Annotated in this window: 20 protein-coding genes; 11 read left to right on the forward strand and 9 right to left on the reverse strand. The window is 69.0% G+C overall.

The features are described 5' to 3' along the window. Positions 1-175 precede the first annotated feature (175 nt). Positions 176-1,783 carry an AMP-binding protein gene (locus AB0F86_RS23885; protein ID WP_356986022.1) on the reverse strand — a complete coding sequence of 536 codons (1,608 nt, stop codon included), beginning with the start codon at positions 1,781-1,783 and terminating at the stop codon, positions 176-178. Positions 1,784-1,934: 151 nt separating this feature from the next. Here AB0F86_RS23885 and AB0F86_RS23890 point away from each other — a divergent pair, with 151 nt between their 5' ends. The 3 genes from AB0F86_RS23890 (at position 1,935) to AB0F86_RS23900 (ending at position 7,035) form a co-directional block, all read left to right on the forward strand. Continuing rightward, positions 1,935-5,567, forward strand: a complete 3,633-nt coding sequence (locus tag AB0F86_RS23890; protein ID WP_356986021.1) for an amino acid adenylation domain-containing protein — start codon at positions 1,935-1,937, stop codon at positions 5,565-5,567. 54 nt (positions 5,568-5,621) lie between these two features. Next, positions 5,622-6,485 (forward strand): oxidoreductase, encoded by an 864-nt coding sequence (locus AB0F86_RS23895; protein ID WP_356986020.1) that lies wholly within the window; start codon positions 5,622-5,624, stop codon positions 6,483-6,485. A 79-nt stretch (positions 6,486-6,564) separates the two neighbouring features. Then, positions 6,565-7,035 (forward strand): carboxymuconolactone decarboxylase family protein, encoded by a 471-nt coding sequence (locus AB0F86_RS23900; protein WP_181701122.1) that lies wholly within the window; start codon positions 6,565-6,567, stop codon positions 7,033-7,035. A gap of 14 nt (positions 7,036-7,049) precedes the next feature. Here the strand turns inward: AB0F86_RS23900 and AB0F86_RS23905 are convergent, their stop codons facing one another. Further along, on the reverse strand, positions 7,050-7,853 hold the full coding sequence (locus AB0F86_RS23905; RefSeq protein WP_356986019.1) for an NmrA family NAD(P)-binding protein: 804 nt from the start codon (positions 7,851-7,853) through the stop codon (positions 7,050-7,052). A gap of 297 nt (positions 7,854-8,150) precedes the next feature. Between AB0F86_RS23905 and AB0F86_RS23910 the strand changes: the two genes are divergently transcribed. Continuing rightward, positions 8,151-9,239, forward strand: a complete 1,089-nt coding sequence (locus AB0F86_RS23910; RefSeq protein ID WP_356986018.1) for a 3-deoxy-7-phosphoheptulonate synthase — start codon at positions 8,151-8,153, stop codon at positions 9,237-9,239. A 47-nt stretch (positions 9,240-9,286) separates the two neighbouring features. Here AB0F86_RS23910 and AB0F86_RS23915 read toward each other — a convergent pair whose 3' ends face one another. Next, positions 9,287-9,904 carry a LysE family translocator gene (locus tag AB0F86_RS23915; RefSeq protein WP_356986017.1) on the reverse strand — a complete coding sequence of 206 codons (618 nt, stop codon included), beginning with the start codon at positions 9,902-9,904 and terminating at the stop codon, positions 9,287-9,289. Positions 9,905-9,991: 87 nt separating this feature from the next. Between AB0F86_RS23915 and AB0F86_RS23920 the strand changes: the two genes are divergently transcribed. Beyond that, positions 9,992-12,847 (forward strand): ATP-dependent helicase C-terminal domain-containing protein, encoded by a 2,856-nt coding sequence (locus AB0F86_RS23920; protein WP_356986016.1) that lies wholly within the window; start codon positions 9,992-9,994, stop codon positions 12,845-12,847. A 54-nt stretch (positions 12,848-12,901) separates the two neighbouring features. Here the strand turns inward: AB0F86_RS23920 and AB0F86_RS23925 are convergent, their stop codons facing one another. Further along, on the reverse strand, positions 12,902-13,444 hold the full coding sequence (locus AB0F86_RS23925; protein WP_356986015.1) for a class I SAM-dependent methyltransferase: 543 nt from the start codon (positions 13,442-13,444) through the stop codon (positions 12,902-12,904). A gap of 48 nt (positions 13,445-13,492) precedes the next feature. Then, a complete protein-coding gene (locus AB0F86_RS23930) occupies positions 13,493-14,077 on the reverse strand; it encodes a GNAT family N-acetyltransferase (RefSeq protein ID WP_225281927.1) in 585 nt (194 codons plus the stop codon). Positions 14,078-14,189: 112 nt separating this feature from the next. On the opposite strand from AB0F86_RS23930, the gene AB0F86_RS23935 reads away from it, so the two are divergent. Continuing rightward, positions 14,190-15,086 (forward strand): sigma-70 family RNA polymerase sigma factor, encoded by an 897-nt coding sequence (locus tag AB0F86_RS23935; RefSeq protein ID WP_356986014.1) that lies wholly within the window; start codon positions 14,190-14,192, stop codon positions 15,084-15,086. 40 nt (positions 15,087-15,126) lie between these two features. Here the strand turns inward: AB0F86_RS23935 and AB0F86_RS23940 are convergent, their stop codons facing one another. Beyond that, on the reverse strand, positions 15,127-15,342 hold the full coding sequence (locus tag AB0F86_RS23940; protein ID WP_356986013.1) for a hypothetical protein: 216 nt from the start codon (positions 15,340-15,342) through the stop codon (positions 15,127-15,129). 173 nt (positions 15,343-15,515) lie between these two features. Here AB0F86_RS23940 and AB0F86_RS23945 point away from each other — a divergent pair, with 173 nt between their 5' ends. Further along, a complete protein-coding gene (locus AB0F86_RS23945; RefSeq protein ID WP_356986012.1) occupies positions 15,516-16,694 on the forward strand; it encodes a pyridoxal phosphate-dependent aminotransferase in 1,179 nt (392 codons plus the stop codon). Between the two features lie 16 nt (positions 16,695-16,710). Here AB0F86_RS23945 and AB0F86_RS23950 read toward each other — a convergent pair whose 3' ends face one another. Both AB0F86_RS23950 and AB0F86_RS23955 read right to left on the reverse strand, forming a co-directional pair. Continuing rightward, positions 16,711-17,388, reverse strand: a complete 678-nt coding sequence (locus tag AB0F86_RS23950; protein ID WP_166655758.1) for a trimeric intracellular cation channel family protein — start codon at positions 17,386-17,388, stop codon at positions 16,711-16,713. A 111-nt stretch (positions 17,389-17,499) separates the two neighbouring features. Further along, positions 17,500-18,144, reverse strand: coding sequence for a LysE family translocator (locus tag AB0F86_RS23955; RefSeq protein ID WP_356986011.1), 645 nt, complete (start codon positions 18,142-18,144; stop codon positions 17,500-17,502). 413 nt (positions 18,145-18,557) lie between these two features. Here AB0F86_RS23955 and AB0F86_RS23960 point away from each other — a divergent pair, with 413 nt between their 5' ends. The 3 genes from AB0F86_RS23960 to AB0F86_RS23970 all read left to right on the forward strand — a co-directional run bounded on the left by AB0F86_RS23960 (position 18,558) and on the right by AB0F86_RS23970 (position 22,439). Then, the gene (locus AB0F86_RS23960; protein ID WP_356986010.1) at positions 18,558-20,228 is read left to right on the forward strand and encodes a DNA repair helicase XPB; all 1,671 of its coding nucleotides are present in this window, start codon (positions 18,558-18,560) and stop codon (positions 20,226-20,228) included. A 95-nt stretch (positions 20,229-20,323) separates the two neighbouring features. After that, positions 20,324-20,989, forward strand: a complete 666-nt coding sequence (locus AB0F86_RS23965; RefSeq protein WP_225281744.1) for a DUF3239 domain-containing protein — start codon at positions 20,324-20,326, stop codon at positions 20,987-20,989. 58 nt (positions 20,990-21,047) lie between these two features. Then, positions 21,048-22,439 (forward strand): M1 family metallopeptidase, encoded by a 1,392-nt coding sequence (locus AB0F86_RS23970; protein ID WP_356986009.1) that lies wholly within the window; start codon positions 21,048-21,050, stop codon positions 22,437-22,439. Positions 22,440-22,441: 2 nt separating this feature from the next. Here AB0F86_RS23970 and AB0F86_RS23975 read toward each other — a convergent pair whose 3' ends face one another. Beyond that, the gene (locus tag AB0F86_RS23975) at positions 22,442-23,293 is read right to left on the reverse strand and encodes a hypothetical protein (RefSeq protein WP_356986008.1); all 852 of its coding nucleotides are present in this window, start codon (positions 23,291-23,293) and stop codon (positions 22,442-22,444) included. Positions 23,294-23,392: 99 nt separating this feature from the next. On the opposite strand from AB0F86_RS23975, the gene AB0F86_RS23980 reads away from it, so the two are divergent. Continuing rightward, positions 23,393-23,899, forward strand: a complete 507-nt coding sequence (locus tag AB0F86_RS23980) for a hypothetical protein (protein WP_133733952.1) — start codon at positions 23,393-23,395, stop codon at positions 23,897-23,899.

Raw genomic sequence — 23,899 nt, forward strand, 5'->3', positions numbered from 1 at the left:
GCATGCGCGAAGCGCGAGTCTCGAGCGCTGTTCGCGCGGCCCCTCAGGGGCCGCGCTCGAGCGCGCCAGCGCTCCAAAAACACAGCCCAATACCTCCGTGGTGCACAAAACACCAAGGCAGTGCCGCACGGCACCCGAGTCCGGCAGGTACCCGCACTCGAGTGCCGTAAGCCCCCTACAAACTAGCCCGCAGCGCCTTCTTATCAATCTTGCCAACAGCAGTAACCGGCAACGAATCCGCCTGCCGAATCAAGTCAGGCAGCTTGTAAGTAGCCAAACCCCGCTCGGTAAGAAACATCTTCAACTCAGGAAGCGTCGGCAAACCCCCGGTCACCACCAAAACCACACAAACCTTCTCCCCGAGCGACGGATCGGGCAGCCCCACCGCCGCAGCATGGCGGACGGCCGGATGAGCCAACAGATGTTCCTCCAACTCATCGCAAGAGATGTTCTCACCGCCACGATTGATGACATCCTTGATGCGCCCACTGACAACCAGATGCCCCGTGGGAAGCTGACGGACAAGGTCACCGCTGCGGTAGAACCCGTCGGGCGTGAACGCGCGGGCATTGTGTTCGGGGGCACGGTAGTAGCCACGCAGGGTGTAGGGCCCGCGGGTCAGCAGCTCCCCCTCCTCACCGGGAGCCACGTCCTCACCCTGACCGTCGACCACACGGATCTCATCGCCAGGCGAGAGCGGCTTACCCTGAGTGGTGTAGACCAGCTCGTCGGCATCATCGAGGCGAGTGAAGTTCAACAGCCCCTCGGCCATCCCGAACACCTGCTGCAACCGGCACTGCAGCGCCGGTTCCACTTCACGAGCATTCACCTCGGCCAACCGCGCACCACCCACCTGAAGCAGCCGCAGCGAGCTCAAATCGGCGTCCTCCCAATCCACCGCGGCACTCCACAACTGGGCAAGCGGCGGCACCACGGCGCTCACGGTGACGCGATGCTTCTCGATGGCGGCGAACGCGGCCTCGGGGCTCGGGTCGAGGGTGAAGGCGACGGCCCCGCCGGTGGCGACGGTACCGAAGATCCCAGGACAGGCGAGCGGGAAGTTGTGTGCGGCAGGCAGAGTCGCGAGGTACACGTCGTCGGCGGTGAGCTCACACACCTGCGCGCTCGCGGTGGCGTTGTAGACGTAGTCGTCGTGGGTGCGTGCGATGAGCTTGGGCAGACCGGTGGTCCCGCCGGAAACCAGCATCACCGCGATCTCGGCGGGATCCACCTCGGGCAGCGAATCACCCTGCGCCGGAACGGTATCGAGGGCTCGGAACTGCCCGGGATCGCCCGCCACGAGCACATGCGCCAGGCTCGGCACGGCGGCGCGCACCGTGGCGGCCAGCTCGCGGTAGTCGAAATCGCCGAGCCGATCCGGGATCAGGTAGGCGACGGCCTCCGACAGTGCCGCCAGGTGCTCGATCTCGGCGCGGCGGTGCGCGGGCAGGGTGAGTACAGGGATGATGCCCGCCCGCAGGAGGCCGAACAGGGCCGTCGCGAACTCGGGGATATTCGGCAACTGCACGATCACCCGGTCGCCGGGGCGGATGCCGAGGGCGAGCAGGCCGTGGGCCATGGCGTCGGCGGCGGCGTCGAGTTCGGCGTAGGACTGCACGGCGGCGTCGCTGAGGATCGCGGGGCTCGACGGCTGGGTGCGGGCGGTGTCGCGCAGCAGGTCACCGAGCGTGCGCCCGGACCAGTAGCCCGCCGTGCGGTACTCCTGCGCTGCCGCCTCGGGAAACGGAACGTAGCCGTCGCGATGGCTAGTCGACGTAGTCACAGTCGTACCCTCCGGTCGATCCAGATCAAAGCGGCCGAGAACCTGGGTTGCTCGACCATAGGTTAGGCAACCCTATCTCAGTGGAGTAGGCTGCCGGCGAGCAGTATCGAATCCGTCCGGGGTCGGACGGCGAGCAAGGAGTGATCGGCAGATGGAGACAGCACCCGCGAACGGCGGCGGAATCGACCGTGCCGAGATCCGTGCCGCGATCGCCCGTCACCTCGACATCACCCCCGACGCTGTCGCCGATGCCGACGACCTGATCCAGCTCGGCCTCGACTCTATCCGCACCATGAAACTCGCGGGTGCCTGGCGCAAACGCGGCATCAAGGTGAACTTCGCCCTCCTCGCCGCGCACCCGACCATCGACGCCTGGCACGCCTTACTCAACGGCGCCGACCCGGAAACCCTGAGCGGCGCCACGGCAGATCCGGTCGGCCAGGACCAGGCGCCGAATGTCGAACCGACCTCGGCCACGTCACCGCGACAGGCCGAGGGCGTCGAACCGGGTGCGCGAACGGTCGAGCCGACACAGGCCGAAGGCGGCAGAAATGGTTTTGCCGCAGCGGTTTCCGAGCTCGTGGCCGATGACGGGACACCGTTCCCCCTCGCTCCCATGCAGCACGCGTACTGGATCGGCCGCTCCGACGCGCAGGAGCTGGGTGGTGTCGCCGCGCATCTGTACGTCGAGTTCGACGGGCAGGGTGTGGACCCGCAGCGCCTCGAGCGGGCCGTGGAGCAATTGCTCGTGCGCCATCCGATGCTGCGGACGAGGTTCCTGCCGGACGGCACCCAGCAGACCCTCGACCGCCCCGGTCGGGCCGTGTTCGGGGTCACCGATCTGCGTGCGGTGTCCGAGGACGAGGCGCAGCGCAGGCTGGCGGAACTGCGCGACCAGCGCACCCATCAGCGGATGGCCGTGGAGGACGGCCAGGTGATCGATATCGCCCTCACCCGGCTGGCCGACGGTCGTACCCGCCTGCACCTCGATGTCGACATGCTCGCCGCCGACGCCATGAGCTACCGCATCCTCGTCACCGACCTGGCCAAGCTCTACCACGGCGAACAGCTCGCCCCTCAGGACTACACATTCCGCCAGTACCTGGCCGAACAGCCGTCCACCGATCAGGAACGCGACCGCGACCGCGACTGGTGGCGCGACCGGCTCGCCGAACTGCCCGGCGCACCCGAACTGCCGCAGGCACAGCACGTTTCGGAGCCGAACCGCACCGTCCGCCTGCACCGGTGGCTGGCCCCGGAGGCCAAGGCGCAGGTGTTCGACGCCGCCCACGCGCGCGGCATCACCCCGGCGATGGCGCTGGCCTCGGTGTTCGCCGAGACCATCGGCGGCTGGTCGGCGCAGCGCCGCTTTCTGCTGAATCTGCCGCTGTTCCATCGGGAGCCGGTGCACCCGCAGGTCGACGGCGTGGTCGGCGACTTCACCTCCTCGGTGCTGCTCGAGGTCGATGTCACCGAGCCCGCCACCGTCGCCGATCGTGCGCGCACTTTGCAGCAGCGCCTGCACGAGGCGGGCGCCCATTCGGCCTACTCGGGCCTCGAGGTCCTGCGTGACCTGGGCCGCCAGCGCGGTGAACCGGTGCTGGCCCCCATCGTCTACACCAGCGCCCTCAACCTCGGCGAACTGTTCGCCGACACCGTCACCGATACCTTCGGTGACCCGGTCTGGATCATCTCCCAGGGCCCGCAGGTGCTGCTCGACGCCCAGATCACCGAGGTCCGCGGCGGCCTCCTGCTCAACTGGGACATCCGCGAATCCGCCTTCCCGCCCGGCATGGTCGAGGACATGTTCGCCCGCTACATCGAGGCCATCGAACGCCTGGGCGGCCAGGGTTCGGCGACCGTTGCGGGCTGGCAGGCCGAGGCGGGGGTGCGAATCCCCGTGGAACAGGCGGCGACTCGTGCCCGCGTGAACGCGACAGCCGCGCCGCTGAGCGGCAACCTGCTGCACACAGGATTCTTCGCCAACGCCGCGACGAATCCGTCCGCACCGGCGGTGCTCTGGGCGCCCACCGGGCAGCTGACCTACGGTGAACTGGCCGCGGACGCCCTCGCCGTGGCCGGTGCTCTGCGCGAAGCCGGTGTGACACCCGGTGATTCGGTGGCAGTGCAGTTGCCGAAGGGGCCCGATCAGGTCGTCGCCGTCCTCGGCGTGCTCGCCGCCGGTGCGGTGTACGTGCCGATCGGCTTCGATCAGCCCGCCGCCCGCCGCGCCGAAATCCTCTCCACCGCCGACGCCGTCGCGGTACTCACCGTCGGTGGCGCCCAGATCCCCGAGGCCCGGGTCGTCGACCTGGCCGAGGCCCGCAACCACCCGGAGCCCTTGGCGCGCCCCGTCTTCGGCGATCCGGAGAACATCGCCTACGTGCTGTTCACCTCCGGCTCCACGGGCAAGCCGAAGGGTGTCGAGGTGCCCCACCGCGCGGCCATGAACACCATCGACGACCTCGACGACCGCTTCGGCATCGGCGCGAACGACCGTGCCCTCGCCCTCTCGGCCCTCGAGTTCGACCTCTCGGTCTACGACATCTTCGGCCTGCTCGCGGCGGGCGGCGCCGTGGTCACTGTCGACGACGCGCAACGCGGCGACCCGGCGCGCTGGGTGGAGATCATTCGCCGCCACGAGGTTTCGCTGGTCAACTGCGTTCCCAGCCTGCTCGACATGCTGCTCACCGCGGCAGGCGGACAAGCGCTGCCCTCGCTGCGCACAGTGATCCTGGGTGGCGACTGGGTGGATGTCGCGCTGCCCGCACGCCTGGCGGCCGTGGCACCGGACTGCCGCTTCGCCGGTCTCGGCGGCGCGACCGAAACCGCCATCCACTCCACCATCTGCGAGGTCGTCGGCGCCGAGGTGCCTGCCGAATGGACGGCCGTTCCCTACGGCACCCCGTTGCGCAATGTGCGGTGCCGCGTGGTCGGCCCGGCGGGCAACGACTGCCCCGACTGGGTGAGCGGCGAACTGTGGATCGGTGGGGACGGTGTGGCCGCCGGGTATCGCAAGGACCCCGAACGCACCGCCGACCGCTTCGTCACCCACGAGGGTGTGCGCTGGTACCGCACCGGTGACCTGGCCCGCTACCTGCCCGACGGCGGTCTGGAATTCCTCGGCCGCGCCGATCATCAGGTGAAGATCCGTGGTTACCGGGTGGAACTCGGTGAGGTGGAGAGCGCGCTGCGCGCCGTGCCCGGGGTGCGTCACGCGGTCGCGGCTGTGGTCGGCAAGGCCGCACCGAAACTGGTCGCACTGGTGGTGCCGACGCCGGGCACCGTCCTCGATGTCGACACCGTGCTGGCCGCCACCGCCGAACTGGTCCCCACCTACATGGTGCCCACCCGGCTCGAGATGCTGCCCGAACTCCCGCTCACCCCGAACGCCAAACCCGACCGCAAGGCCATTCGCGCCGTGCTCGAAAAGGGCGAGGCGGCCGACGAATTCGTCGCGCCGCGCACCGATCTCGAGCGCGCGCTCGCGGCCGTGATCGGCGAGGTCCTCGCCACCGAACGCATCGGTGTCACCGACGACTTCTTCGCCCTCGGTGGTGATTCGGTGCTCGCCACCACCGCTGTCGCGCGCATCCGCGAGTGGCTCGACGCACCCGACACCGTGGTCGCCGACCTGTTCACCGCCCGCAGCGTGGAGGGTCTGGCGCAGCGAATGACGCAGCGGGAGAACGAATCCGGTTCGTCGGGCAGGCTGGAAGTCGTGGCGGCGATGTACCTGGAGGTGGCCGCGATGACCGACGAGGAGATCCTCGCACAGTCCTGACCGGAGGGCGGTTCTCGATTCGCGGTTGTCCCAGCTCGCACTACACTTCGGTCGGTGAGCAAGTGGACTACCGCTGACCTATCCGACCAGACCGGCCGCACTTTCATCGTGACCGGCGCCAACAGCGGTCTCGGTGCCGCCACCGCGCGGGCGTTGTCCGCGAAAGGCGCGCGGGTGACCCTGGCCTGCCGCAATACGGCCAAGGCCGAGCAGGTGGCGAGCGAGTTACCGGGGGAGACCCAGGTGCGTGAGCTCGATCTGGCCGACCTGAACTCGGTGCGTGCCTTCGCCGAGTCGATCGAGCGGGTCGACGTGCTGATCAACAACGCGGGCGTGATGGCGCTGCCGCTGCGCCGCACCGCCGACGGTTTCGAAATGCAGTTCGGCACAAACCATCTCGGGCACTTCGCGCTCACCAACCTGCTGCTCGACCGGATCGCCGACCGGGTGGTCACCGTGTCGAGCAACGCGCACCGCATCGGCCGCATCGACCTGACCGACCCCAACTGGGAGCAGCGCCGCTACGACCGTTGGCGCGCCTACGGCCAGTCCAAGCTGGCCAATCTGCTGTTCGCCACCGAACTGCAGCGCCGCCTCGCCGGCGAGGGGTCGTCGGTGCTCTCGGTGGCCGCGCACCCCGGGTACGCCGCGACCGAACTCATGTCGCACACCGAATCGGTGCAGGAAGTTTTCATGTGGCTCGGCAACCGGATGTTCGCCCAGAGCCCCGCCCAGGGCGCGCTGCCCACGCTGTTCGCCGCCACCGCCGACGTGGAGCCCGGCGGGTTCTACGGTCCCGACGGCCTGTTCGGCCTGTGGGGCCACCCGGCGCCGTGCGCGATGGCCGCGCCCGCGCACGATCGCGCCGTCGCCGCCGAGCTCTGGGAGCTGTCGGAGAAGCTGTGCGGTCTGCTCTGAGGTGATCGCGATCACCCATGTCACACTCCGGCGCCGTGCGTCGTCGTAGAGGTGTATTCCACCCGACGAAGGAGTGATCATGGAAGCTCGTTTCGACCTCTACAACAACCCCGTCGCCACCAGCTTCGTGAAGCGGCTGCAGACCGCAGCCAAGGTGATCGACGGCTCGCCGCTGCCGAAGGCCACCCATGAGCTGGTGAAGATCCGCGCGTCGCAGATCAACGGGTGCAGCTTCTGCGTCGACATGCACACCAAGGACGCCGCGCACATGGGCGAATCCTCGGTGCGGATCAATCTGGTCGCGGCGTGGCGCGAGGCCAACGTGTTCACCGAGGCGGAGCGGGCCGCGCTCGCCCTCACCGAGGAGGCGACCCGCGTCGCCGACGGCGGCCAGGTCACCGAAGACACCTGGGCCCAGGTCCGCAAGCACTACGACGACGACCAGATCGCCGCGTTGATCGCCGCCATCGCGACGATCAACGCCTGGAACCGGCTCAACGCCATCGCTCACACCCCGGCGGGCGACTACGTGGCCGGCCAGTTCGGCTGAGGATCCGGGAGCGCTCAGGCGAATCGGTGCGCGTGCTCGGCTGCCCACTGCGCGAAGGTGCGCGCTGGGCGGCCGAGCACGTTTTCGACCGTCGGGTCGACGGTGCGGGACTCCGGGCTCGACTCGGCGTACCAGCCGATCACGTACTCGGCATCCGCGCGCGACACCCCGGTCGCCGTCAAGCGCTCGATCGCCTGCTCATGGCTGATGGTCACGAACGCGATCTCCCTTCCGGCGGCCTCGGCGAGCACGGCCAACCGTTCCTGCGGAGTGAGCGTCTGCGGGCCGGTGAGGTTGTAGGCACGCCCGGTGTGCCCGTCCTCGAGCAGTGCGACCGCGGCCACCGCACCGATATCGGCCTCGTGTACCAGCGCGCTCGGATGCGCGTACGGCTCGCGCACCACGCCCTCGGCCCGGATCGAATCGGCCCAGGTGAGCGTGTTCGACATGAACTCCTGCGGTTCCAGCCGCGTCCATTCCACGCCGGAGCGCTCGATCGCCTGCTCGACGGGACCGACGCCGCCACCCCAGACCACCGTGATGCGCTGCACGCCCGCCGCCACCGCCCGGTCGACCAGTTCCTGGCCCACCTCGGCCAGACCCGCCGTCACGGTCACGTGCAATCGGTCGACACCGCTCCAGTCGAGCGTGCCCGGCTCGGTGTGCGTTCCGCCGACCAGTTCCACCTCGGGACCGAGGAGTGCGCGTGCCCTTTCGGTATCGCGGGTGAGTGCTTTGACCTTCTCGCCGCGCTCGACGAGTTCCCGAACCACCTGACGCCCGGTATTGCCGGTCGCGCCCGTAACCAGTGTTGTCACAGTCGATTTCCTTTCCTCGGCACCCACGCTAGGAACTCAACAGAGGTTGAGGTCAACCGGCGCAGTGGTGTGATCGTGCGCACTTCGGGCAACCAGGCGCGGGTCCGTGACGTTTCACCGGTGGTACAGTCCACGGCATGCAGCGCGCATATTTCTGGTTTAGCGAGCCGGCCCTGGGTGGGCCGGTCTGCGACCCTGCGCGCTGACTTCCTCCACCCCGAGCCGGATACCTGACCGGCTCGACGGGTAGCGAAATTTCCGTGGGTCGGCCTTCAACCGAAAAGGACCCACATTCTCATGACCACCGCAGTTGACGTAGACGCGCGGCACTCCGATCTCGACGATCAGCGCACCCTCAGCGTGAGCCCCTTGCGCTCGCCCGCCGAGGTCCGCCTCGTGCACCCCATCACCGACGAGCTGGCCGACACCGTGCGCTCGGGTCGCAAAGCCACCGTCGACGTGCTCAACGGCGACGACGACCGCCTGATGGTGATCGTCGGCCCGTGCTCGGTGCACGACCCCGTCGCCGCCCTCGACTACGCCCGCAAGCTGGCCGCCAAGGCCGAGGAACTCGGCGACCGGCTGCACATCGTCATGCGCGTGTACTTCGAGAAGCCGCGCACCACGCTGGGCTGGAAGGGTCTGATCAACGACCCGCACCTGGACGGTTCGTTCGACGTGAACACCGGTCTCGGCATCGGCCGCAAGGTGCTCGTCGACATCACCGCCCTCGGCCTGCCGGTGGCGTGTGAGTTCCTCGACCCCATCACCCCGCAGTACATCGCGGACCTGGTGTCCTACGGCGCGATCGGTGCGCGCACCGCCGCCAGCCAGGTGCACCGTCAGCTGTCCTCGGCGCTGTCGATGCCGGTGGGCATCAAGAACGGCACCGACGGTGACGTGCAGGTCGCGGTCGACGGTGTGCGTGCCGCCGCCGCCAGCCACGTCTTCCCCGGCACCGACCTCGACGGCCGTTCGGCGCTGATCCGTACCTCCGGCAACCCGGACTGCCACGTCATCCTGCGCGGTGGCAGCAACGGCACCAACTACGACGCCGCTTCCGTCGCCGAGGCCAAGCTGCGCCTCGAGAAGTCCGCGCTGCCCCAGCGCGTGGTGGTCGACGCCAGCCACGGCAACAGCAACAAGGACCACAACCGTCAGGTCGACGTCGTTACCGACATCGCGACCCGGCTCGCCGCCGGTGAGCAGGGCGTGGTCGGTGTGATGCTCGAGTCGTTCCTCGTCGCGGGCCGCCAGGACCTCACCCTGGGCAAGGCCGCCGACCTCACCTACGGCCAGTCCATCACCGATGCCTGCATCGACTGGGAGACCACCGCCACGCAGCTCGACCGCCTGGCGCAGGCTGTCGAAACCCGGCGCGGCTGAATTCGCTGCACACTCGTGGCCCCGGAAACCCCGGGGCCACAGTGCTTTTACTGGTTCTGCAAGGCGAGTCTGCCCGCGAGGGCTACGAACGACGCGCCGAACACGCGCCGCATCCACGTCACCACCGCCGGGCGCGACACGATATGGGACCGCACCGCCGCCGCGGCAGCGCCGTACAGCGCGAACACCACGAACGTCGCCAGCATGAACACCCCACTCAGTTCGAGCATGCGCGCCAACGCGTTCGGGGTACCCGTCGGCACGAACTGCGGCAGGAACGCGAAGAAGAAGATCGTCAGCTTCGGGTTGAGAATATTGAGCAGGATCGCGGAGGTGATCATCTTGCGCGCCGACGGCGCGGCACCGGACTCCGCCTCCGGGAGGGACAGTGCGCCCTTGTCGCGGAAGGTGTTCCACGCCATGTACAGCAGATACGCCACCCCGAGGTACTTCAAGGTCTGGAACGCCACCGCGCTGGCGTTGAGGACCGCTGCCAGCCCGGTGATGGCGGCGATCATGTGCGGGATGATGCCGAGCGTGCAGCCGAAGGACGCGATCACGCTGGCCCGGACGCCCCGCGCCAGGCCCGCCGCGAGCGTGAACAGCACCCCGGTGCCCGGCGTGGCGACGATGACGAGCGTGGTCAACGCGAACTCGATGCTCATCTCCCGCAGGCTAGCCAGTTCCGGCTGTGTTCGGAATAGGCAGTCTCGGTGGCGCTCGGTGCGGGTGGGTAGGCAGACTGTTCGCCGATGAGACTTCCCGAACTTCCCGATCTTCCGGTGCGGCCCGCGCTGGGGGAGATCACGCGCACCCTGGCCGATCGGGGTGTCGCGGTGCTCGTTGCGCCGCCGGGCACCGGGAAGACGACGCTGGTCCCGCTGGCCTTGGCTGCGGACGAGTACGTGGGGCGGGGGAAGGCGGTGCCGTCGGCTTCGGCTGCGGACGAGTACGTGGGGCCGGGGAGGGCGGTGTCGTCGGCTTCGGCGGCGGGCGGTGGGCGGGTTGTGGTGGCCGAACCGCGGCGGTTGGCGGCGCGGGCGGCGGCCGCGCGCATGGCCGGGTTGCTCGGGGAACCGGTCGGGGAGACCGTCGGGTATGCGGTCCGTGGGGATCGCAAGGTGGGGCCGCGTACGCGGATCGAGGTGGTGACATCCGGTCTGTTGGTCCGGCGGTTGCAGCAGGACCCGGAGCTCGTGGGGGTCGGCACGGTGATCCTCGACGAGTGCCATGAGCGGCACCTCGACGCCGATCTGCTGCTTGCCCTGCTGCTCGACGCTCGGTCGGGTCTGCGTCCCGATCTGCGCGTGCTCGCCACCTCGGCGACCGTCGCCGCCGAACGGCTCGCCGAACTGCTCGGTGGTGACGAGCGGGCGCCGGTGCTCGAGGTGCGGGGACGGACGTACCCGGTCGACATCGGTTATGTGCCGGCCTTGCCCCGGGAACGGCTGGAAGGCCATGTCGCCCGGGCGACGCGTGTCGCGCTGGATCAGACCGAGGGCGATGTCCTGGTTTTCCTGCCGGGTGTCGGTGAGATCAACCGGACGGCCGGGTTGCTGCGTGATCTCGATGTGGATGTCGTGCCGTTGCACGGTCGGCTGGCCGGGGCGGCGCAGGACAGTGCGCTACGGCCGGGCGCGCGTCGCCGAGTCGTGTTGTCCACTGCCGTAGCGGAATCCAGCCTCACCGTGCCCGGCGTGCGTGCCGTTGTCGACTCCGGATTGTCGCGGGTGTCGCGGGTAGATCATCGGCGCGGCCTCTCCGGCCTTGCGACAGTGCGTGTTTCGGCCGCGGTCGCCGAACAGCGTGCCGGACGTGCCGGTCGTGAGGCGCCCGGTCGCGCCTGGCGCTGCTGGCCCGAATACGAACACCACACCCTGCCCGCCTACCCCGACCCGGAGATCCGCACCGCCGAATTGACCCGCCTCGCACTCGAATTGGCATGCTGGGGCACCCCCGACGGTTCCGCCCTCGCCTGGTGGGACGCCCCACCCGAAGGCGCGCTCACCGCTGCCCGCACCGTCTTGCACGCCCTCGGCGCCCTCGACGGCAACGACCACATCACCGCCCGCGGCCGTGCCATGGCCACCCTCGGCCTGCACCCCCGCCTGGCCCGCGCCCTCCTCGACGGCGCCGCTCACCTCGGCCCGAAACTCGCCGCCGAAATGGTCGCCCTGATGGACGACGACACCCTCGCCCCCGGCGCAGACGCCACCGCGGCCTTGCGCACCCTCCGCACCGAACGCCCACCACGCTGGACCCGAGAAGTCACCCGCCTCACCCGCCTCGTCACCCGATCCGGCGCAGGTGGGCTGCCGAGCGAAAGGGTGGGCGCGGAAGCATCGGCCGCCGAGACACAGGGTGTTCCGCGGGGAGTCGATGCGGTCCTGCCGAGCGAGGATGCGCATGGTGCGGTGAGGCCGGACGCCGGGTCGCACGATCGCGGACGACCGCGTGAGGGCACCGTGCCTGTGTCGGACGAAGCGAGGTCGTCGGGCAGGGGGCGCGGTGCGGGCACCGTGCCCAGCGATGACACGCTGCCGAAAGAGGACCGCCGTGGCGCGCAGGCGTCGGGCGAGGGGGTGCGGAGTGCGGGAGCGTCCGGTGCTGGGGCGGGCGGGGTTTCGCTCGAAGAGGGGGTGGCGTTGATGATCGCGTTGGCGCAGCCGGACCGGTTGGCGCGGCGGCGGGGGAGCGGGTCGGGGACGTATCTGATGGCGGGTGGTACGGCGGTTTCCTTGCCTGCGGGGTCCGGGCTCGCGGCGGCGGAGTGGTTGGCTGTTGCCGTGGCTGATCGAGACCCGGGACGGGCCGAGGGCCGAATTCGGTTGGCAGCCATGGCCTCGGAGGATCTGGCGCGGATGGCGGCGCCGGATTTGGTCAGCGCTGGGGAAGAAGTGCGGTGGGACGGTGGAGATGTGATCGCGCGGCGAGTCGAACGGTTGGGCGCGATCGTGTTGTCGGAAAAGCCACTGCGCGAACCGGATTCGGCGTTGGTGAGTGCGGCGTTGCGGGAAGGGTTGCGAGCGGAAGGGCTCGGTTTGCTCCGCTGGTCCGACGACGCGCGCACCCTGCGTGACCGCCTCGCTTTCCTGCACCGTACGCTCGGCACACCATGGCCCGATGTCGACGACGACGCCCTCCTCGCCGACCTCGACCCCTGGCTCGGCCCCGAACTCGCCACCGCCCGCCGCCGCGCCGACCTCGCCCGCATCGATGCGGGCACCGCCCTGCGCCGCCTCCTGCCCTGGCCCGAAGCCGCCCGCCTCGACGACCTCGCCCCCGAACGTCTCGAGGTCCCCTCGGGCAGCCGCGTCCGCGTCGACTACAGCGCCGACCAACCGGTCCTCGCGGTGAAGGTCCAGGAAATCTTCGGCTGGACCACCCCACCCACCCTCGCCGACGGCCGCGCCCCTCTCCTCTTGCACCTGCTCTCTCCAGCCCAGCGCCCCGTAGCCGTCACCGCCGACCTCCCCTCCTTCTGGCAAACCGGCTGGCCCCAGGTCCGTGCCGACCTCCGCGGCCGCTACCCCAAACACGCATGGCCCGAAGATCCCACCCAGGTTCCCGCCCACCGAGGCACCGCCCGCCGCCTCCGCCCCTCCTGACCGGCGCATGTCCCCGATCGATGTGCGAAGTGAGCGTCACCAGAGCGTGGTGATTCAGTGGGTTGGGGTGAGGTGGACGGCGAGGAGGTCGCCTGAGGGGGTGGGTTCGCCGGTGAAGCCGGCGGCGGCGCAGCGGTCGGTGAGGCGAGTTGGGCTGGGTTTCGGGGAGGTGGGGGCGTCGGTGGGGGTGCCGTAGCCGTAGCAGAGCCAGAGGCGGCCGGTGGGGGACAGGCAGGCTCGGATCGTTGCCCAGGCCTGGGGTGCGGGGGAGGTCCAGAAGAGGTTGACGTTGACCGCGTAGATCAGGTCGAACCGTCCGCCGGGATCGAGTTCGCCGAGCAGGCGGCCCGGTGCGATCTTTCCGATCTCGCCCTGCACCAACCGGATTCGGCCTGCCGCGATCTCGTCGGCACACCGCTGCCCGGCTCGCGCGAACGCGGTCGCCGAACGTTCCACGCCGACGATCCGCCCGTCGCCGAGCCGCTCCGCCATCCGCGCCAACGACGCGCCCGGACCAGGCCCCACTTCGAGGACCCGCTCACCTGCCCGCACTCCCATCACATCGGCGAACCACTCGAACCGTGCGTCGTCAGCCACCTGTCGCGCCCCTCTCGCGCTCCGAGAACCACCAGCACTCAGCCACGATCATCCTTCCGGAGGAAAGGTCTCCGCAGGCCATCCATCCACCGGGCCGGGCGGATCGTCGACCAACCGTGCCGCGTACCACTCGTCGACCCGAACCCCGCGCTGCACGCCGCCCAACCGGGCCTTCCCCTCGTAGTGGAATCCGTTGCGGCGGACGGCGGCGGCCGAGGCGTGATTGCCGACCATCGCGCGCCACGTGATGCGCTGCAGACCGAGCCCTTCGGTGGCGAAGCCGAAATCGCAGACCAGGGTGATGGCGCGTGACATCAGGCCGCGACCTCGGTGTTCGGGGCTGAGCCAGAAGCCGATCTCGCAGGCGCCCGGACCCCGGGCGTGCAGGCCGACCATCCCCTCGACGCGGCCGTCGGCTGCGGTGCGGATGGACCAGATCGGCTCGTTGTGGAGCCACCCTCCCGCCACGTTCCGGTCGAGGAACTCCTCGGCGTCGGTGCGGCCGTAGGGCACGGGGATGGTGGTCCAGCGCCCTACGGCGGGGTCTTGGCAACACTCGACGATGCGGTCGATGTCGGCGGCGGTCGGCCGGATGAGCCACACGGTGCCGTCGGTGAGCGTGTGCTGGTACATCACCTCATCCTGACAGGACGGGTGCAGAGTTCTCACGGCATTTTCCGCGCGCGACGGCAAAACCGGTACACCCGTGCAACCAGCGTGAACCCACTCCGTAGGATCAGCGGCGATGGTTTCCCCGCTTCTCGCCGACCTGTTCGAATCGCATCGAGCACATCTCATTTCGGTGGCCTACCGGCTCACCGGAAGCGTCGGCGACGCCGAGGACGCGGTGCAGGAGAGCTGGCTGCGGATGGCGGGCGCCCACCAATCCGAGATCGAGGACCTGCGTGCCTGGCTCACCACCGTGGTGAGCCGGATCTGCCTCGACCATCTGCGCAGCGCGGCGGTGCGCCGGGAAACCTACGTGGGCCAGTGGCTGCCGGAACCGATCGTCACCGGGCCGGCCCGCACCGACGACCCGCTGGAGGTGGTCGTCCGCAATCAGGACAACCGGATGGCGGCGATGGTGGTGCTCGACGCGCTCACCCCGCAGCAGCGGGTGGCGCTGGTCCTGCACGACAGCCTCGCCGTACCGTTCGACGAGATCGCCGACATCCTCGGCGTATCACCCGATGCGGCACGGCAGTTGGCGGTGCGCGCCCGCAAGACCGTGGCCCGCACCCCACCCCCGGTGACCGACGACGCGCACGACGAGGCGGTGCAGCGTTTCCTGGCCGCACTCGCCACCGGCGATATCGCCGCGGTGGCCGCCACCCTGCATCCGGACGTGAATTTCATCGCCGACGCGGGCGGCACGGCACGCACGGCGCTCAATGTCGTGGAGGGTGCGGAGAAGGTGGCGCGGCTGGCGGTCGGCCTGTGGCGCAAGCAGCTCGAGGAGCCGGCGCTGGAGATCGGTTTCGCCGCGGTGAACGGGCAATCGGGTCTGGTACTCACCGATCCGAACTCACCGTTCGGCCGAGCGGTTCGGGTGCTCGCGTTCTCGGTGAAAGACGGGCTGGTCTGTGCCGCTTACGATTTCGCCAATGTGGCGAAGCTGTCGGGCGCTCGGCTGCGCACCTAGCCGGACCGGACCCGCGCGATCCGATCCGGCGCTGCGGTGTCTACGGGTAGGTGGACCCCCACTGGTGATCACCGGTGGACGAGCCGAGGTTGTGGTCCCCGGTGGACGAGCCCATGTTGTTGTCCGGCGTGGCCGACCCGGTGAAGAAGTCGACGATCGGGCTGGCTTCCAGCTGTTCGGAGATGAAGCGAAGTGCCGAACCGGCGACCTCCGACGCGGCCGGTTGCAGGATGAAGTCGAGCAGAGGTGAGGCCATGCGAGCCCCTTTCGATATGCCACCACGCTGTGGTGTGTGAGGTAGAACACGGCGAGGCTAGCTGAGATTGAGTGATCGCACAATACCGCAGGTCAAAGGCTAAAAACGTTTGTGAAACATAGGTGTTCGCTATCGTGCGGCAACGCCGGGGAAAGGTGGGATACGCTGCGGAGATGTCGTCTGTGCCGCCCACCGTCGCCCGCTTGCGCCCCTTCGGCTCGACCATTTTCGCCGAGATGACCGAACTCGCCGTGCGCCACGACGCGGTGAATCTCGGACAGGGATTCCCCGACACCGACGGTCCCGCGAGCATGCTCGAAGTGGCCCGCGCCGCCATCGCCGACGGCCACAACCAGTACCCGCCGGGCCGAGGGGTGCCCGCCCTGCGCCGGGCCGTCGCCGCGGATCGCGCCCGCCGCTACGGCACCCACTACGACCCCGACACCGAGGTGCTGGTCACCGTCGGCGCCACGGAAGCGATCAGCGCGACCCTGCTCGGCCTGGTCGAACCCGGCGCGGAAGTGGTGCTCATCGAGCCCTACTACGACTCCTACGCCGCCGCGGTCGCCCTGGCGGGTGCGCAGCGCCGGACCGCGCGACTGGTTCCCGACGGCGACCGCTTCGTCCTCGACATCGACAGCCTGCGTTCCGCGATCACCCCGAAAACCCGCATGCTGGTGATCAATTCACCCCACAACCCCACCGGCTCGGTGCTCTCGCGCGACGAACTCACCGCGATCGCCGAGATGGCACGCGAACACGACCTGCTCGTGCTGGCCGACGAGGTGTACGAGCACCTCGTGTACGACGGTGTGGAGCACATCAGCATCTCGATGCTGCCGGGGATGCGCGAACGGACCATCGTGGTGTCCAGTGCGGCAAAGGCTTTCAATGTCACGGGTTGGAAGATCGGCTGGGCGTGCGCGCCCGCGCCGCTGCTGAACGCCGTACTCACGGCGAAACAGTTCATGACCTTCGTCGGCGGTGGTCCGTTCCAGCCCGCCGTCGCCCACGCGATCGACACCGAGCTGGACTGGGTGCGCGGCATGCGTGACGGCCTCGCCGACAAACGTCTCCGACTCTCGGACGCGTTGCGCGACACCGGCTTCGCCGTGTCGTCCACCGCGGGCGGCTACTTCGTGTGTGCTGATGTGCGACCGCTCGGGATCGACGACGGGCTGACGCTGTGCCGGGAGATGCCTGCTCGACTCGGCGTGGCCGCCGTACCGGTGAGCGCGTTCGTCGACCATCCCGCCGAGTGGAAACACCTGGTGCGCTTCACCTTCAGCAAACGGGACGAAACCATCGACGAGGGCGCTCGGCGGTTGCGTGCGGGAGTCGCGATCCGCTGATCAGTGCGGCTTCCGGTCAGTCGCGAGCGTGCCGGGCGGTCGGTGCGTGCCAGCCGTAATGCCTTGCGAGCAAACGGAACCCGACGGCGCCTGCGGCGGCGAGCAATCCTGTCCAGGTCTGGTAGATGTCCAGGTGCAGCAGGACGGCGGTGGTCGCCGCGCCGAACAGGGCGGGAATCGCGTAGAGGTCCTGGTCGGGCCGCAGAACCAGGGGGACCTCGCCGCTGAGCACGTCGCGCAGCACGCCGCCGCCGATGGCCGTCGTCATGCCGAGCAGGGCGGCGGTCGGCGCGCCGAGCCCGACCGAGTCGGCGATCACGGTGCCGGTGACACAGAACAGTCCGAGCCCGATCGCGTCGGCCACTTCGAGCGGGCCCTTGGTGAGCCGTGGCGAGGGCGCGATGAAGTACAGGATCAGCGCGGTCACGATCGACGCGGTCAGGAAGGTCAGGTCGGTGAACGCGGCGGGTGGGGTGCGTCCGATGAGCAGGTCGCGCACGATGCCCCCACCGAGCGCCGTAGCGCAGCCGAGCACGACCATCCCGAACAGGTCGAGCCGCTTGCGCACCGCCACCAGCGCACCCGACGCGGCGAACGAGATCACCCCGAGCAGCTCGCCGCTGCGATGCACCACGGTGACCGCCTCGTCGAGCTGCGCCGCCAGCGCGCCCGCCATCACCACACCACTCACCACCCGCTCCTTTCCGCTGCAAGCAGGGTGGCATGGCGACCCCCGGCGACCGCACACCCGCCCATGTGTCGCAGCGCACGCCCTCCAGCGCGCCGGGGCCGGTCGGTGCGCGCCTTACACCGGAGCGGGGCGGGTGCGGTCGGTAGCGAGGAGGACCGCGATGCTGCCCAGGGCGGTGCCCATCAGATAGCGCTGGATGCGCAACCACAGCGGGCGGGCGGTGAGGAAGGCGGCCAGGCCCGCGGCACCGAGGACGATCAGCGCGTTGACCGTGAGGGCCACGGTGATCTGGATCGCGCCGAGCGACAGGCTCTGCAACCACAGCGAACCGAGGGCCGGGTCGATGAACTGCGGGATCAGCGCCATGTACATGATCGCGATCTTGGGATTGAGCAGATTGGTGACCAACCCCATCGTGAACAGGCGGCGAGCCGGATCGGCCGGCAGCGTGGCCGGCGCGAACACCGAGACTCCACCCGGCCGGACCGCCTGCCACGCCAACCACAGCAGATAGGCGGCACCCGCCAGCTTGAGCCCGAGGTACAGCCCGGGAACCACCGCGAACAAAGCCGTGATCCCCGCCGTCGCGGCCAGCAGATACACCCCGAACCCGGCCGCCACACCCGTGAGCGAGATCATGCCCGCCCTTCGCCCCTGCGCTACCGTGCGCGAGACCAGGTACATCATGTTCGGCCCCGGCGTGAGCACCATCCCGAGCGCCGCCGCACCCACACCGAAAACCGCCGCCGTCTGAAGCATGAGTCGAGTCTGACCTGGTCAGCGAGGCATGTCGCGGTCCAGTCGACGATCGCTGGACCGCTGTCACCTCGCCGTCACCGGCCTCGATCCGAGATCTGCACCGCCTCGGTCACGAGCCACAGAGTGGTGGGTTCGCGGCCCTGCGCTCAGCAGCCGGCCGTCGCGACACCGAACCCTGTCACCGCAGGTCCGTACAATTGATCGAGCTGCCGAACCTCCCCGGAACGGCTCACCAAATCCCGACACATCCCGGCCGAACGCAACCCCGCACAGGCGAGTCTTACGAGCCGTTCGGGGCCGCCCCTTCGATTCAGCGCTCGAAGCGCATGCGCGCAGCGCGAGTCTCGAGCGCTGAATCGAAGGGTTACAGGCCCCGAACCCGCGGCCCCGGCCGCAAAAAGATACGGAGCACAGTGACAGACGGTCCGTTGATCGTGCAGAGCGACAAGACCCTGCTGCTCGAGGTCGACCACGAGCTGGCAGGCACCGCGCGTCAGGCCATCGCGCCGTTCGCGGAGCTCGAGCGTGCCCCCGAGCACGTGCACACCTACCGCATCACCCCGCTGGCACTGTGGAATGCCCGTGCGGCCGGTCACGACGCCGAGCAGGTGGTCGATGCGCTGGTGAACTTCTCGCGCTACGCCGTGCCGCAACCGCTGCTGGTCGACATCGTCGACACCATGGGCCGTTACGGCCGGTTGCAGCTGGTCAAGCACCCCGCGCACGGCCTGTGCCTGGTGAGCCTCGACCGCGCGGTGCTCGAGGAGGTGCTGCGGCACAAGAAGATCGCACCCATGCTCGGTGCCCGCATCGACGACGACACGGTGATCGTGCACCCGTCCGAGCGCGGTCACATCAAGCAGATGCTGCTGAAGATCGGCTGGCCCGCCGAGGACCTGGCCGGGTACGTCGACGGCGAGGCGCACGACATCGGCCTCGACTACACCGAGGGCAAATGGCATCTGCGCGACTACCAGGAGATGGCCGCCGACTCGTTCTGGGCGGGCGGTTCGGGTGTGGTCGTGCTGCCGTGTGGCGCGGGTAAGACGATGGTCGGCGCCGCCGCGATGGCCAAGGCCAAGGCGACCACGCTGATCCTGGTCACGAATACCGTCGCGGGTAGGCAGTGGCGGCGCGAGCTGCTGGCGCGCACCACCCTCACCGAGGACGAGATCGGCGAGTACTCCGGTGAGCGCAAGGAGATCCGCCCGGTCACCATCGCGACGTACCAGGTCATCACCCGCAAATCGAAGGGCGAGTACAAGCATCTCGAACTCTTCGACAGCCGCGACTGGGGTCTGGTGATCTACGACGAGGTGCATCTGCTGCCCGCACCCGTCTTCCGGATGACGGCGGATCTGCAGTCGCGCCGCAGGCTCGGGCTCACCGCCACGCTGGTGCGTGAGGACGGCCGCGAGGGCGACGTGTTCTCGCTGATCGGCCCGAAACGCTACGACGCGCCGTGGAAGGACATCGAGGCACAGGGCTGGATCGCCCCCGCCGAGTGCATCGAGGTGCGAGTCACGCTCACCGATGCCGAGCGCATGGCCTACGCCACGGCCGAACCGGAGGAACGCTACAAACTGTGCTCCACCGCGCGTACCAAGATCCCGGTCGTCGAGTCCATCCTGGCCAAGCACGAGGGCGCACCGACCCTGGTGATCGGTGCCTACCTCGACCAGCTCGAGGAGCTCGGTATCGACCTGAACGCTCCCGTCATCACCGGGGCGACGAAGAACCGCGAACGCGAGGCCCTCTTCGATGCCTTCCGCTTCGGTGAGATCCCCGTGCTCGTCGTGAGCAAGGTGGCGAACTTCTCCATCGACTTGCCGGAAGCCTCGGTGGCGGTGCAGGTTTCGGGCACCTTCGGTTCACGGCAGGAGGAGGCCCAGCGTCTCGGTAGACTGTTGCGGCCGAAACAGGATGGGGGACAGGCACATTTCTATTCGGTGGTCGCCCGTGACACCCTCGACGCCGAATATGCCGCGCATCGTCAGCGTTTCCTCGCCGAACAGGGGTATGCCTACCGCATCACCGATGCCGACGACCTGCTCGGGCCGGCCATCGGGGACAGCGGCGTGTAGCGCCGTTTCCCCGCTCAGGTGCCGGTAGCGTGCGGGTCGAAACCCCGGCAGATAAGTGGAGGCAACACCTCCGCAACTTGTGCTAGGAAGGAAACGTGCGCCGCTTCGAATTCGAGGTCGACCGTGAGCATGCTCATGCGGTCAACGAGACCTTCACCGGGTTACGCAGGATGCGGGTGCTCGCCCTGCTCGCCGCCGGGCTGGCCGTCGCGGCCACCGCCGCGTTCCTGTGGAGCGGGCAGGCCTGGGGGTATCTGCTGGCTTTCGTATGCGCCCTCGCCGCGGTCATCGCGTTGTGGGTCGCACTGTGGACACCGCACCGCTCCGATATCGAAAAGCTCTACCGCGACGGTGTTCTCGTGCCCGCCGTGGTCTGTGCGGCCGAACCGAACGGGATCATCCTGCTCGCCCTCGTCGACACCGCCGAAGCCACCGCGTCCGCGCGGGGCTGGGCACTGGTCACCCGCAAGGTGCGCGCGCTGCCCGGCCATGAACCGATGCTGGGTGAGCGAGTGCCGTCGGTCGCGGTGCGCACCGACGGCGCACCCCGTCAGGTCGGCGAACGCTGGCAGCTGGTGACGGCCATGCCGATCGCCTGGGGCACCCGCGACCGCACGGTGATCGAGCGGGCCCGCGACACCATCTCCGACCTCGAATGGCGCCTGCTCACCGACAATCTCGCCCTCGCCGCGCGGGTGCGCCGCACCGCGACCAAGCGGCTGATGCTCGACCCGCAACACCTGCCGCCGGAACTGGCCTGAGCGCCGCTCGCCTGCGACGATACTCGGATCCGAGTCGGCGAGAACGGGGGTCCGCGGCATGCGATGGTCGGCAGGTTCGGTGGTGGTACTGGCGCTCCTGGCACTGGGAATGCCGCCGGTAGCAGCGGATCCGGGCCTGGTGGGGGCACCGGGGCTCGGCGATCCGTACTACCCGCTCGACGGCAACGGCGGCTACGACGTGAGCCATTACGACATCACCGTCGACTACGACCCGCCGACCCATCAGCTGCGCGGCACCGCGCGCATCGATGCGCGGGCGAATCAGCCGCTGGCGCAGTTCAATCTGGACTATCGCGGACCCGATGTGCTCATGGTGACCGTCAACGGGCAGCCTGCCGGGTTCGCGCGCGAGGGCGACCACGAACTCGTCGTCTCCCCGCTGCTGCCCCTGCTGCCGGGACTGCCGATGCGGATCGTCATCGACTACGCGGGCGAGGCGGCCGACACCGAGGGCGAAGGGTGGACGTACGCTCCGAGCGGTGGCGCCTTCGCCATCGGCCAGCCGCACAGCGCGAGCAGCTGGTACCCGCTCAACGACACGCCCTTGGACAAGGCGACTTTCACGTTGCACGCCACGGTGCCCGCCGAATGGGAGGTCATGTCGACCGGTGTGCGCACCCGCCACGAGGCGCGCGAGGGCAAGCTGCACACCAGCTGGGAAACCCGCAGCCCCGTGCTCGGCTACCTCACCACCATTGCCGTCGACCACTTCACTTTCCTCGAACAGCACCGTGCCGACGGCACACCGGTGCTGAGCGCGTTCGCCCCCGAATCCGACGACAATCGCGCCGACGAACAACGCCTCCCCGAAATCCTCGACTTCCTCGAAAACCTCTACGGTCCTTACCCGTTCGAGGTGGCCGGCGGCATCTACGTGGACGCCGAAGTCCCGTTCTCGCTCGAAACCCAGACCCGCCCCACCTACGCGCCGTGGGCCGATCTCAATACCGTGGTGCACGAGCTGGCGCATCAGTGGTGGGGCGACACCATGTCGGTACGGCAGTGGTCCGATATCTGCCTCAACGAGTGCTTCGCCAGCTACACCGCCGACTACCTGTGGATCGAGCGAGTCGACGGCGTCGATGTGGATGCGAAGTACCGCGAGGACATCGCGAAATACCGGTGGGAGCAGGACTTCTGGACGTACCCGCTGGCCGACCCCGGCGCCGGTAGCGAGTTCACCTCGGTCTATTGGCGTGGCCCCCTTTTCCTGCACGCCCTGCGCAAACTGATCGGCGACGACGTGTTCTTCACGGCCGTCAAGGATTTCGTGAACACACACCGCGACGGTCATGCCTCGATGCCGGAATTCCGCGCGTTCGTCCAGAGCCGGACTTCGATGCCGCTCGGCGAGTTCCTGGCCGAATGGCTGGACGGTACGACCCCGCCGCGCGAAGCATTCCTGTTCCCGGGGTCATTGCGCCGATAGGGTCAGTCTTCGTCGAGGCGGGAACGTGCCCGCTCGACCCACCGCTTCATCCGCTCGAATTGCGCTTTGGCCGAGGTCAATTCGCCACGCGCGCGGTGCTCGGCGGTCCGCAGGAAGTGCCGTTGCTGCTCGGCGTGCTCGAGGTCGGCACGCAACTGCTCGATCCGCTGCTCGACCTCGTCGAGTTCGGACTTGGCCCGCTCCGCGGCCTCTTCCGCTTCCTCGCGGGCGGATTCGGCCTCCGCCAGCCCGGACTCCGCGTCGTCGAGCTCCTGCTTCGCCTCGGCGCGCCGGGCCGCCTCGGCGTCCTCGGCCGACTTCTTGGGACGAGCCTTCTTCGCCGGAGCCTTGCCCTTGCCGCCCGTGATCGCGACCAGCCCGGCCGGACCGAAACCGTCATAGGTGACCGTCGCTGGCAGCACCCCGGCTCGCACCTGGTCGGCGACGTCCGGGTCGGCCAGCGCGGCCGTGAGCGTCTGACCGACCTCCCGCAACACCTGCTCGCTCGCGGGTCGGTCGTGCTCGGCGGCCAGCTCACCCGCCCTTTTGGTCATGGCGTTCACCACCTGCTGACGTTGCGCACCGAGCGCGCGCAACTTGTCGCCGGAGAGCTGACGTTGCGCCGACCGCAGCGCGTCACCCAGATCCAGCAGCGCGGCGATCTCCTTCGGCGCGTGCCTGGCCAGCAGATTCACCGTCCACGCCGCGACCGTCGGCTTGCGCAGGGCACCGACGGCCTTGGCCAGCTCGCGATCGCCGTCGTCGCGGGCCTGCGCCGCACGTTCGGTACGTGTCGCGACGAAGTCGGCCGGGTCGAGACCGTACAGCTCGCCGGCGACATCGTCGATGGTCATCCTCCGATCGTATCCACGTGGGGAGCGGCGGAGGTGGGCGTTTGGGTATCGTCACCGGCGGTCATATCGGCTGAACCGTTCGGTGAGTGAGGTTTTGGAGTGTTTTTCCCAGGAAAGCGGCTGCTTGTCCGGCTCGTGTTCGCGCCAGTGGCGGCAGTCGCGCTGGTCGGGGCGGTAGCGGCGTGCTCGGGTGACAGCGAGGCGTCGTCGGCGCCCGCCGTCGGCTCGTGCGTCGAGGTCACCGACAACGCGGTCGACGCGATGAAGGCCACCGTCGGTGACTGCTCGTCGGCGAAGTCGAACTACCGGATCGCGCAGGTCGGCGCCGCGCCGCTGAACTGTACGGCCCAGAACGCCACCTTCAACGGCACGGTCGGCGACACCAAGACCGGCCTGTGCCTGTCGCCCAACTTCGCCGAGGGCGCCTGCTACGCCGACGCGGGCACCCGCCCGGTCGAGGCGGTGGACTGCACGGCACCCGAGGCCACGTTCAAGGTGGTCAAGCGCATCGACGGTGAGACCGACGAGATGCTGTGTGGCATGGACGCCACGCTGTATCGCACGGTCCCGGACCCCAAGACGACGTTCTGCATGGCCAAGCCCTGA

It is taken from the genome of Nocardia sp. NPDC023733 (genome assembly GCF_040639775.1).
Classification (GTDB): Bacteria; Actinomycetota; Actinomycetes; order Mycobacteriales; family Mycobacteriaceae; genus Nocardia; species Nocardia rosealba.

Excerpts from the sequence above, each read along its gene's own strand:
- AB0F86_RS23975 (WP_356986008.1), bottom strand. The coding sequence starts at position 23,293 with ATGACCATCGACGATGTCGCCGGCGAGCTGTACGGTCTCGACCCGGCC.
- AB0F86_RS23935 (WP_356986014.1), top strand. The coding sequence starts at position 14,190 with ATGGTTTCCCCGCTTCTCGCCGACCTGTTCGAATCGCATCGAGCACAT.
- AB0F86_RS23900 (WP_181701122.1), top strand. The coding sequence starts at position 6,565 with ATGGAAGCTCGTTTCGACCTCTACAACAACCCCGTCGCCACCAGCTTC.
- AB0F86_RS23915 (WP_356986017.1), bottom strand. The coding sequence starts at position 9,904 with ATGAGCATCGAGTTCGCGTTGACCACGCTCGTCATCGTCGCCACGCCG.
- AB0F86_RS23955 (WP_356986011.1), bottom strand. The coding sequence starts at position 18,144 with ATGCTTCAGACGGCGGCGGTTTTCGGTGTGGGTGCGGCGGCGCTCGGG.
- AB0F86_RS23940 (WP_356986013.1), bottom strand. The coding sequence starts at position 15,342 with ATGGCCTCACCTCTGCTCGACTTCATCCTGCAACCGGCCGCGTCGGAG.
- AB0F86_RS23970 (WP_356986009.1), top strand. The coding sequence starts at position 21,048 with ATGCGATGGTCGGCAGGTTCGGTGGTGGTACTGGCGCTCCTGGCACTG.
- AB0F86_RS23920 (WP_356986016.1), top strand. The coding sequence starts at position 9,992 with ATGAGACTTCCCGAACTTCCCGATCTTCCGGTGCGGCCCGCGCTGGGG.
- AB0F86_RS23910 (WP_356986018.1), top strand. The coding sequence starts at position 8,151 with ATGACCACCGCAGTTGACGTAGACGCGCGGCACTCCGATCTCGACGAT.
- AB0F86_RS23890 (WP_356986021.1), top strand. The coding sequence starts at position 1,935 with ATGGAGACAGCACCCGCGAACGGCGGCGGAATCGACCGTGCCGAGATC.
- AB0F86_RS23945 (WP_356986012.1), top strand. The coding sequence starts at position 15,516 with ATGTCGTCTGTGCCGCCCACCGTCGCCCGCTTGCGCCCCTTCGGCTCG.
- AB0F86_RS23930 (WP_225281927.1), bottom strand. The coding sequence starts at position 14,077 with ATGTACCAGCACACGCTCACCGACGGCACCGTGTGGCTCATCCGGCCG.